The organism is Azospirillum sp. (assembly GCF_050789165.1).
In genome coordinates this window covers 59,092-69,211 of the sequence record NZ_JBOZRT010000149.1, presented here as the reverse complement: position 1 = coordinate 69,211, position 10,120 = coordinate 59,092, and the positions used below count along the sequence as shown (strand labels likewise).

General features: G+C 71.1%; 8 protein-coding genes. 6 read left to right on the top strand and 2 right to left on the bottom strand.

Going from position 1 to position 10,120, the window contains the following annotated elements:
• The 6 genes from ACRWK7_RS30955 to ACRWK7_RS30930 form a co-directional block, all read left to right on the top strand.
• The coding region (locus ACRWK7_RS30955) for a methyl-accepting chemotaxis protein (RefSeq protein WP_431861029.1) at positions 1-765 on the top strand (765 nt) is incomplete at its 5' end.
• A 148-nt stretch (positions 766-913) separates the two neighbouring features.
• Positions 914-3,043: a putative bifunctional diguanylate cyclase/phosphodiesterase gene (locus ACRWK7_RS30950; RefSeq protein ID WP_431861027.1), complete on the top strand. Its 2,130-nt coding sequence runs from the start codon at positions 914-916 to the stop codon at positions 3,041-3,043.
• 279 nt (positions 3,044-3,322) lie between these two features.
• Positions 3,323-4,150 carry a serine O-acetyltransferase gene (gene cysE / locus ACRWK7_RS30945; protein WP_431861025.1) on the top strand — a complete coding sequence of 276 codons (828 nt, stop codon included), beginning with the start codon at positions 3,323-3,325 and terminating at the stop codon, positions 4,148-4,150.
• 96 nt (positions 4,151-4,246) lie between these two features.
• Entirely contained in the window at positions 4,247-5,344 is a 1,098-nt protein-coding gene (locus ACRWK7_RS30940; RefSeq protein ID WP_431861023.1) for an ABC transporter substrate-binding protein, read from the top strand.
• A gap of 141 nt (positions 5,345-5,485) precedes the next feature.
• Complete coding sequence (locus ACRWK7_RS30935; protein ID WP_431861021.1) at positions 5,486-7,156, top strand: ABC transporter permease; 1,671 nt, start codon at positions 5,486-5,488, stop codon at positions 7,154-7,156.
• Positions 7,149-8,219 carry an ABC transporter ATP-binding protein gene (locus ACRWK7_RS30930; RefSeq protein WP_431861019.1) on the top strand — a complete coding sequence of 357 codons (1,071 nt, stop codon included), beginning with the start codon at positions 7,149-7,151 and terminating at the stop codon, positions 8,217-8,219. The genes ACRWK7_RS30935 and ACRWK7_RS30930 overlap by 8 nt, the downstream gene beginning before the upstream one ends.
• Here ACRWK7_RS30930 and ACRWK7_RS30925 read toward each other — a convergent pair.
• Positions 8,163-8,408, bottom strand: a complete 246-nt coding sequence (locus tag ACRWK7_RS30925; RefSeq protein ID WP_431861017.1) for a hypothetical protein — start codon at positions 8,406-8,408, stop codon at positions 8,163-8,165. The two genes, ACRWK7_RS30930 and ACRWK7_RS30925, sit on opposite strands and share 57 nt — an antisense overlap.
• 184 nt (positions 8,409-8,592) lie before the next feature.
• On the bottom strand, positions 8,593-10,116 hold the full coding sequence (locus tag ACRWK7_RS30920; RefSeq protein WP_431861016.1) for a 4-hydroxyphenylacetate 3-hydroxylase family protein: 1,524 nt from the start codon (positions 10,114-10,116) through the stop codon (positions 8,593-8,595).
• Positions 10,117-10,120: the final 4 nt, after the last annotated feature.

Below are 10,120 nucleotides of genomic sequence, written 5' to 3'. Positions count from 1 at the left end.
GAGGCCGGCAAGGGCTTCGCCGTGGTGGCGCAGGAGGTGAAGAACCTCGCCAACCAGACGGCCAAGGCGACCGAGGACATCTCCAACCAGATCGGCGAGGTGCGGGAGGCCACCGAATCCGCGGTCGAGGCGGTGGGGGCCATCGGCTCGACCATCGCCGAGATCGACCGCATCACCGCTGCGGTCGCCGCGGCCATGGAGGAGCAGGCGGCGGCGACGCAGGAGATCACCCGCAGCGTCGTCGAGACCACCAACGCCGCGCAGGAGGTCGCCGTCCGCATCGCCGAGGTGTCGACCGAGGCCGACCTGACCGGCCGGCAGGCCAGCTACGTCGGCGGCGCCAGCGACGATGTGGCGCAGGCCATCGAGCGGCTGCGCACCGTGCTGGTCCGCGTCGTCCGCACCTCGACCAGCGACGCCGACCGGCGCGGCGACCCGCGCTTCGCGGTCGAGGCGCCGTGCGCCGTGGCGCTGGGCGGGCGGGAGCAGGGGGCAGTGATCGGCAACCTGTCGCGCGGCGGGGCGATGCTCCGCGGCGTCGCGGCGGCCCGCGGCGCCACGGGCACGCTGGTGCTGGCCGACGCCGGGGTGCGGCTCGGCTTCACGGTGGTCCAGCGGGACGGGGAGGCCACGCATGTGCGCTTCGACGAGCGGGACCGCGACCAGCCGGCCTTCGCCATCGCCTTCGAGCGGCTGACCCGCGGCCGTGCGGCCATCGACGTGGCCGGCGCCGCGGCCGAGGCGGCGGCGCGGCGGCGCGCCTGACCACCCAGTCTCCGCCGGGATCCGCGCGGGTCCCGGCGGCATGACGCACGCCGACGCTACCGCTCGTTAACTCTCGCCGGCCTATGGTGCGGGTTCCAAGGCTTCTGGTGTTGCCGATGCTGCTTCCTTTATCCGCCGGGCGGCCGTGATGGACGACGCGCTGCCGATGCCGATGCCGATCGATCGAGCCGAGCTGGGACGCCGTCTGGTTGAGGCGGCGGGCGACGCGATCCTCGTGGTCGACGCGCAGGGCACCGTGCTGGACTGCAATCCCGCCGCCAGCGAGCTGTTCCGCTGCCCGGCCGCGGACATCGTCGGCCGCCACATCTCCGGCGAGCTGTCGCCGGAGGTCCAGCCGGACGGGCGGCCGTCCCTGCAGGCGGCGGCGGCGGTTGGCCACCTGGTGCAGGCCGGACACCGGCAGCAGATCGAATGGACGTACAGGCGGGCGGACGGCACGCTGGTGGAGACGGAGGTGACGCTCGCCCCCGTGCAGACCGGCGAGGACGGCTTCCGCATCGTCATCGCCCGCGACATCTCGGCGCGCAAGGCGATGGAGAAGCGCATGCTCCAGTCGGAGCAGAAGTTCGCCCAGCTGTTCGCCATCAGCCCCGACCCGATGATCGTGGCGGAGATCGACACCGGCCGCATCCTCGACGTCAACCTCAGCTTCGTCACCGGCTTCGGCTACGCCCGCGAGGAGATCCTGGGCCGCAGCACGGTGGAGATCGGCCTGTGGGCCGACTCGTCGCAGCGCGCCGCCACGGTCGAGGTGATGCGCCGGCGCGGCCAGCTGCGCAACCACGAGGTGGATTTCCGCACCACGCGCGGCGAGGTGGTCACCGTGCTCGGCTCGTCGGCGGAGGTGCAGATCGACGGGCGTTCCTGCTGGCTGGTGCAGTTCAAGGACATCACCGAGCGCAAGGCCCACCTCGCCATGGTGGAGTTCCTGGCGCACCACGATTCGCTGACCGGCATGCCGAACCGCAAGCGGCTGCACGAGGTGGCGCGGCAGCGCATCGCGGACGCGCAGCCGGGCGCACAGGAGGACGGGCAGGAGGGACAGCGCGGCTTCGCGCTGCTGCTGATCGACCTCGACCGCTTCAAGGAGGTCAACGACACGCTCGGCCACCACGTCGGGGACGAGCTGCTGCGCATGGTCTCGTCCCGTCTGGTCGAGGTGGTGGCCGACCGCGACGGCTTCGCGGCGCGCCTGGGCGGCGACGAGTTCGCCGTCGTCCTGCCCGGCGCCGGGCCGGAGGAGGCCAAGGGCTGGGCGCTGGAGTTCCTCACCGCGCTGCGCCGGCCCTTCACGCTGGAGGGCATGCGCCTGGACGTCGGGGCCAGCATCGGCATCGCCGTCTACCCGCAGGACGGCCGCGATTCCTCGACGCTGCTGCGCTGCGCCGACGTGGCGATGTACATGGCCAAGCGCAAGCAGACCGGCTGGTCGCACTACGTGGCGCAGGCCGACACGCACAGCGCCTCGCGCCTCGCGCTGATGGCCGACCTGGGCGACGCGATCCGCAACGGGCAGCTGCTGTTGCACTACCAGCCGATCCTGCGCGTGGAGGACGGCTCGACGGTCGGCGTCGAGGCGCTGGTGCGCTGGCAGCACCCGCACTTCGGCCTGATCCCGCCGGGCGAGTTCGTGCCGATGGCGGAGATGAGCGACCTCATCCACGCCATGACCGCCTGGGTGCTGGACGCCGCCGTGGCGCAGGCCGAGGCGTGGCGGGCGGGAGCTTTGCAGGCGGGGGGGCGGCCGTGGCGGATCGCCGTCAACCTGTCGGCCCGCAACCTCGTCGACGAGTCGCTGCCCGACCAGGTGCGCGCCACGCTGGAGCGGCACGGCCTGCCGCCGCACCTGCTGGAGCTGGAGATCACCGAGACCGCCATGATGGCCGACCCGGAGCGGGCGCTGGCGGTGCTCGGCCGGATCTCGGCGCTGGGGGTGGAGATCGCCATCGACGATTTCGGCACCGGCTATTCCTCCTTCGCGACGCTGCGCCGGCTGCCGCCCATCGCGTCGCTGAAGATCGACCAGAGCTTCGTGCGCCGCATGCTGTGCGACCCGGCCGACGCGGTGGTGGTGCAGACCATGGTCTCGCTCGCCCGCAACCTGGGCACCCGCGCCATCGCCGAGGGGGTGGAGTGCGCCGACCTGCTGGAGGCGTTGCGCCGCTGCGGCTGTGCCGAGGCGCAGGGCTACGTCATTGCCCGCCCCATGGCGGCGGAGGCGCTGGAGCGCTGGGCGGCGGAGCGGGGCGGCATCTAAAGCGGTTGCACAGTTGATTGAGTCCCCCCTCTCCCCTCGCGGGAGAGGGTTGGGGAGAGGGGGCATAGCGGCCGGAAGGGCCGCGGAACGAGTCTCTTCCCGCCTGCCGGCGGTAATCCCCCTCTCCCCCTGACTCCCCTCTCCCGCAAGGGGAGAGGGGAGTCAGGGGAGCATGGAAATCGCTTTGCCGGACGGGTGGTGTTCGCCAGAGCGTCTGTTCGTCTGCCCGGCTTTGCGCCATGATGCGCCGCTCGGACCGACGGACGCGGGTTTTGCGGCATGGATGGGCTGATCACGACGACCACCGAGGCGGAAGCCTGGGACCGGCTGCGCGCCGAGGCCGCGGAGGCGGCAGCGGGCGAGGCGATGCTGCGCGGCGTGATGGAGGCGGCGGTGCTCGCCCACCAAGGGCCGGACGGGGCGCTGTCGGCCTGTCTGGCGCGCCGGCTCGCCGGGCCGGACGTCGGGCGCGGGCAGTTGGGCGAGCTGGTCGATTCGGCGCTGCGCGGCGACCCGCGCATTCTGGAAGCGGCGTTCGCCGACCTCGCCGCCATCGTCGCCCGCGACCCGGCGGCCGACGGCTGGCTGACGCCGTTCCTGCACTTCAAGGGCTTCCACGCGCTGCAATGGCACCGGGTGGCGCACTGGCTGTGGAACGACGGGCGGCACGCGCTGGCGCATTACCTGCAGAACCGGGTGTCGGAGGTCTACGCGGTGGACATCCACCCGGCGGTGCCGGTCGGGCGCGGCGTGTTCATCGACCACGGCACCGGCGTGGTGGTGGGCGAGACCGCGGTGATCGGCAACGACGTCTCGATCCTGCAGAACGTCACGCTGGGCGGCACCGGCAAGGAGCACGGCGACCGCCATCCCAAGGTGCGCGACGGCGTGCTGCTGTCGGCCGGCGCCAAGGTGCTGGGCAACATCGAGATCGGCGCGCGCGCCAAGGTGGGGGCGGGCAGCGTCGTGCTGAAGAGCGTGCCGCCCTGCGCCACCGTGGCCGGCGTGCCGGCGCGCATCGTCGGCTGGTGCTCCGGCATGGTGCCCGGCGTCGACATGGACCAGAGCCTGGGCGACGACTACCAGAACCTCGGGATCGACATCTGAAGCGTGTCGGCGCCGGTCACGTCGGCGCTGGTCAAGGTCGTGGTTGCGTGCCACCTTTATCCTTCCAGAACAAGGAAGAACGAGGGAGGAGTGGAGATGCGCAACACCCTGATCGGCGCCGCCGCGGGACTGGCCGCGCTGGCGGCGCTGCCGGCCATGGCGCAGACCGTGCCGGAGGGCTATCCGGCAAGCTACAAGGACACCATCGCCGCCGCCAACAAGGAAGGCAAGGTGGTGGTCTATTCCTCCACCGACGCGGCGCAGGTGCGGCCGCTGCTGGACGACTTCAAGGCGCTCTACCCGAACGTCACGGTGGAGTACAACGACCTCAACTCGACCGAGCTGTACAACCGCTTCATCTCCGAGGCGGCGGCCGGCGCCGGCAGCGGCGACGTGCTGTGGTCCTCGGCCATGGACCTGCAGATCAAGCTGGTCAACGACGGCTACGCCCAGGCCTACCAGTCGCCGGAGCTGAAGGCGCTGCCGCAGTGGTCGGTGTGGAAGAACGAGGCGTTCGGCACGACCTTCGAGCCGGTGATCGTCGTCTACAACAAGCGCCTTGTGCCGGCCGGCGACGTGCCGAAGACGCACGCCGACCTCGCCAAGCTGCTGGAAGCCAAGGGCGCCGAGTACAAGGGCAAGGTCACCGCCTACGACCCCGAGCGCTCGGGCGTCGGCTACCTGTTCGTGACGCAGGACGCGGCGGTGTGGCCGGGCGCGCGCGACCTGTTCCGCGCCTTCGGCAAGGCGGGCATCAAGCTCTACACCTCGGCCGGCGCCATGCTGGAGCGGGTGACGTCCGGCGAGCACCTGATCGGCTACAACATCTTCGGCTCCTACGCGCTGACGCGCTCGAAGAAGGACCCGAACATCGGCATCGTCTATCCCGAGGACTACACGCTGGTGATGTCGCGCGTCGCCTTCATCCCGAAGGCCGCCAAGAACCCGAACGCCGCCAAGCTGTTCCTCGACTACGTGCTCTCCAAGCGCGGGCAGACGCTGGTCGCCAACCAGGCCGAGCTGTTCTCGATCCGCGACGACGTCGAGGGCGAGGCGACGGCCAAGGCGGTCAACGCCAAGCTGGGCGACAAGGTGAAGCCGATCAAGGTCGGGCCGGAGCTGCTGTCGACGCTGGACCAGACCAAGCGGCTCGCCTTCATCAAGCAGTGGCAGCAGGCGATGCAGGGCAAGTGAGGAGGCTTGCATAGCCCTCCCCCGCCTCCAGCGGGGGAGGGTTGGGTGGGGGCCGCGGTTTCTCGGGAACCACTGGCCCCCACCTAGCCTCCCCCAGCGGGGCTGGGGGAGGGACTGGACGTCGAACCGCCGGGCCTGCCCATGCGCACATCCCTTCCCCGCATCTCGGTCATCCTGACGACCGCCCTGGTGGTGCTCGCACCGCTGGGGCTGGTCTTCTACCAGAGCTTCCTCGACAACCCGTTCTTCGCGCCGAAGATCCAGTTCACCCTGTCGGCGTACGAATACGTGCTGACCGACGAGGACTTCCATTCGGCGTTCCTCAACTCGCTGATGATCGCCACGGGGATGACCGCCATCGCCGTGCCGCTGGGCGGCATCCTGGCCTTCCTTGTGGTGCGGACCGACCTGCCGGGACGGCGCTGGCTGGAGCCGCTGCTTCTGCTGCCGGTGTTCCTGTCGCCGGTGGTCCTGGCCTTCGGCTACGTGGTGGCGGCGGGGCCGGTGGGGTTCCTGTCGCTGCCGGCCGAGGCGTGGTTCGGCGTCGTGCCGTGGGACATCTATTCCATCTACGGGCTGGTGCTGGTGGCCGGGCTGACGCACGTGCCGCACGTCTACCTGTACGCCTCCTCGGCGCTGCGCGGCGTGTCGTCGGACCTGGAGGAGGCGGCGCGCGTCGGCGGTGCCGGGCCGTGGCGGGTCGCCATCGACGTCAGCCTGCCGATGGTGATGCCGGCGCTGCTGTACGCCGGCGTGCTGGTGTTCTTCCTGGGCTTCGAGCTGTTCGGGCTGCCGCTGGTGCTGGGCGACCCGCAGGGCATCCTGGTGATGTCCACCTACCTCTACAAGCTGACCAACCTGCTGGGCACGCCGTCGTACCAGCTGATGGCGGTGGTGGTGGTGGCGCTGGTGTTCGTCACCTTCCCGCTGGTGGTGTTGCAGCGCGCGCTGCTGCGGCAGGCCGGCAAGTACGTCACCATGAAGGGCAAGGGGGCGCGGCAGACTCCCCTGAAGCTCGGCGGGTGGAAGTGGCTGGCGCTCGGCCTGCTGGCGTTGTGGCTGGTGGCAACCGTGGTGGTGCCGCTGGCCGGGATCGGGCTGCGCTCGGTGGTCAGCTCGTGGGGTCGGGGGGTGACGCTGTCCGACCAGCTGACGCTCGCCCACTACCGCGACCTGTGGGAATACCCGAACCTGATCCGCGGCATCCTCAACACGCTGGGCATCGGCGTCATCGGCGGCGCCCTGTCGGTGGCGTGCTACACCGCCGTCGCGCTGGCGGCGCACCGCTGGCCGTCGATGTGGGTGCGGCTGCTCGACTTCCTGGTCCTGGTGCCGCGCGCCATGCCGGGGCTGGTCGCCGGCCTCGCCATCCTGTGGATCTTCCTGTTCGTGCCGGGCCTCGGCTACCTCAAGAGCACCATGATCAGCGTGTGGATCGCCTACTCGGTGGTGTGGCTGGCCTACGGCATGCGGCTCATCAGCTCGGCGCTGCTGCAGGTGGCGCCGGAGCTGGAGGAGGGGGCGCGGGTCGTCGGCGCCGGGCCGCACCGGGTGAACATGGACGTCACCATCCCGCTGATCCGCTTCGGGCTGCTGGGCAGCTGGCTGCTGATCTTCATGATCTTCGTGCGCGAGTACTCCACCGGCATCTACCTGCTGGGGCCGGGGACGGAGGTGATCGGTTCGCTGCTCGTCTCGCTGTGGGGGACGGGCGACATCGACCTGATCTCCGCGCTGTCCGTCATCAACGTCGCGATGGTGGGGGTGGGCCTGCTGGCCGCGCTCCGCCTGGGGGTGCGCCTGCATGGCTGAACTGAGCGTCGAGAACGTCCGCCTGCGCCTGGGCGGCCTGGAGATCCTGAAGGGCGTGTCCATGGAGCTGGAGCGCGGGCAGGTGGTCGCCCTGCTTGGGCCGTCGGGCAGCGGCAAGACCACGCTGCTGCGCGCCGTGGCCGGGCTGGAGCAGCCGTTCGCCGGGCGCATCGCGCTGGGTGGGCGGCCGGTGTTCGACGCCGGTGCCCGCATCGACCTGCCGGCGGAGAAGCGCAACCTCGGCCTCGTCTTCCAGTCCTACGCGCTGTGGCCGCACCGCACGGTGTTCGACAACGTGGCGTACGGGCTGAAGCTGCGCGGCGTGGGCAGCGGCGAGATCCGCCAGCGGGTCGAGCAGGTGCTGGGCCAGATCGGCCTGGGCCAGCACGCCGGGCGCTTCCCGCACCAGCTCTCGGGCGGGCAGCAGCAGCGCGTGGCGCTGGCGCGCGCCCTGGTCTACAGCCCGCCGGTGATTCTGCTGGACGAGCCGCTGTCCAACCTCGACGCCAAGCTGCGCGAGGAGGCGCGGGCGTGGCTGCGCGAGCTGATCGTCACCCTGCACCTGTCGGCGCTGTGCGTGACGCACGACCAGGTCGAGGCGATGGCCATCGCCGACCGCATCCTGCTGCTGAACGCCGGGCAGGTCGAGCAGGCCGGCACCCCGCAGGAGATGTACGGAGCGCCGAAAAGCCTGTTCGTGGCGGAGTTCATGGGCGCCAACAACCGCCTCGACGGCACGCTGGCCGAGCGGCGCGACGGCTATGCCGCGCTGGCGGTGGCGGGCAGGGCGGAGGACGAGCCGCTGCTGTGGGGGCGTCTGCAGGGCGAGCGCGTGGCGGGGGGGCCGGCGACGGGAATCGTGCGGCTGGAGTCCGTGCGTCCGGCGGACGGGCCGGGCGAGAACCGGCTGGGGCTTGAGCTGGTGACCTCGATGTACCTGGGCGAGCGCTGGGAGTACCTGTTCCACCGCGGCCCGCTGAAGGTGCGCGCCTACGGCGACCGCGAGCTAGCGCCCGGCCGCCACTGGCTGGAGTTCCCGCCCGACCGGGTGTGGCTCTTCTGAGGCGCGCGGGCGCCAGGGGATGGTGAGGCCGGACTTCTCCGCGCACTCGTAATGCCACGGGCGGCCCTCGCGGTCGCCGGCCCAGTGCGCTTGGCCGCGCAGGACCGGCAGGCCGCAGCAGCGGCAGAGCGGGCGGGAGATGGTCGGCTGATCGGACATGGCGGCCTCGGGCAAGCGGTCGTACCGCATGCCTAGCACCTTTGGCCGATGACTGGAACCTTTTATGGTTAATACCGATAAAATGTCACGGAATGGGCGGGTGTCGTTGCCCCCTCCCTAGCCCTCCCCCGCTGTCGCGGGAGAGGGTACTCCGCCGCTCTGCCCCCCTCTCCCGCGAAGCGGGGGAGGGATGGGGAGGGGGCAACGGAATGAACTACTCCGCCGCCTTCCCGATCTCCGGCACCTCGCACCCGGTGGCGCAGCAGCGTCCCGGCTGCTTCGACACCCGCTGGCCCTCGTCCGCGACGCCGCGCTCCAGCAGGCGTTCGACCAGCTCGACCTTCTCCATGACCGGGTAGTTGCGCCAGATCTCGCGCTTCATCGCCTCCGGCGAGCCGCCGCCGTGCAGCGAGATCATCGAGTACCAGCCGCCCTGGTTGGACGCCGTCAGGTCCTCGACCAGCCGCGCCACCTCCAGCCGCTGCGATGCCGGAATGTCCGGCCGGCCGGCGAGCACCGCGGCGAGCGACGCCGCCGTCTCCGGGTTGTGGTCCTCGTCCGGGCCGGGCAGCGCCACCACCAGCCCGCCCGACACGTAGTGCGCCAGCCGGTGCATGTCGTAGATCTGCGTCGCCAGCAGCAGCTTGCCGATGTTGGAGAACACCGCGTCCGGCATGATCGAACCGGCCGGGTCCTTCATCCCGTAGACCGAGGCGGCCACGCCGCAGGCAAAGAAGCCCTCGACGATCTTGATGAGGTCCACCATGGCGTCGCGGATGTGGCCGTGCCGGTCGGGGTCGAGGCCGTTGGCCTCGATCATCAGCGCGCCGGCGCCGATCAGCAGGTCGCCGAAGCCGGCCCGCGCGCCGATGCAGGAGTGCCGGTGGTGGGTGGCGTAGCTGGTGGTGAGGAAGCCGCCTTCCTCGGTCTCGCCGGCCAGGAAGACGTGCTCCCACGGGACGAACACGTCGTCGAACACCACCACGCCGGTGGACTGGCCGTAGCGGCCGGAGAACTTCGCCGCCGCCTCGCCGGGGCGGCCGGCCGGGCGGGCGACGATGGTGACGCCCGGCGCGTCCACCGGCACCGCGCAGCACACGGCGAAGTCCGCGTCCTCCGGCGTCATGGTGCGGCAGGGCATGACCAGGAACTCGTGCATGTACGGGGCGCCGGTGACGATCGCCTTGATGCCGCGGATGACGATGCCGTCCGCCCGGCGTTCGGCGATGTGCACGTAGACGTCGGGGTTGGCCTGGGCGCCGGGCCGCTTGGAGCGGTCGCCCTTGGCGTCGGTCATGGCGACGCCGAGCGTCAGGTCCTCGTCCTGCACCCGGTGCAGATAGGCGAGGAAGCGCTGGTGGTAGTCGGTGCCGTGCGCGTCGTCGGTGCGCTTCGTCGCCTGGAACAGGCCGTTCAGCGCATCGTGCGACAGGTAGCGCTGGGCGCAGCCGGATTCGCGGCAGACCAGCCGCACCGCCTCCAGCTTGTAGAGCAGGTCGGTGGTGGTCTCGTTGATGTGCAGCATGCGGTTGACGGTCTTGGCCGACGTGCCCTGGCGCGCGGTCATCAGCGTCGCGTGCTCCCGCCGCAGCGCAAAGTCGTAGGTGATTCCGACGGCGTTGACGCCGGGCGCCAGGCTCGGCTCGTCGGCCACGCTGTCCACCGCGCGGCCGTCGACGAACACCCGCGGGGCGTAGCGGCGCAGCGATTCCCGGTAGTCGGCGGCGGACATCAGCATGACC

Coding starts and splice junctions, on each gene's coding strand:
- ACRWK7_RS30950 (WP_431861027.1), top strand. CDS start 914: ATGGACGACGCGCTGCCGATGCCGATGCCGATCGATCGAGCCGAGCTG.
- cysE (WP_431861025.1), top strand. CDS start 3,323: ATGGATGGGCTGATCACGACGACCACCGAGGCGGAAGCCTGGGACCGG.
- ACRWK7_RS30940 (WP_431861023.1), top strand. CDS start 4,247: ATGCGCAACACCCTGATCGGCGCCGCCGCGGGACTGGCCGCGCTGGCG.
- ACRWK7_RS30935 (WP_431861021.1), top strand. CDS start 5,486: ATGCGCACATCCCTTCCCCGCATCTCGGTCATCCTGACGACCGCCCTG.
- ACRWK7_RS30930 (WP_431861019.1), top strand. CDS start 7,149: ATGGCTGAACTGAGCGTCGAGAACGTCCGCCTGCGCCTGGGCGGCCTG.
- ACRWK7_RS30925 (WP_431861017.1), bottom strand. CDS start 8,408: ATGCGGTACGACCGCTTGCCCGAGGCCGCCATGTCCGATCAGCCGACC.
- ACRWK7_RS30920 (WP_431861016.1), bottom strand. CDS start 10,116: ATGCTGATGTCCGCCGCCGACTACCGGGAATCGCTGCGCCGCTACGCC.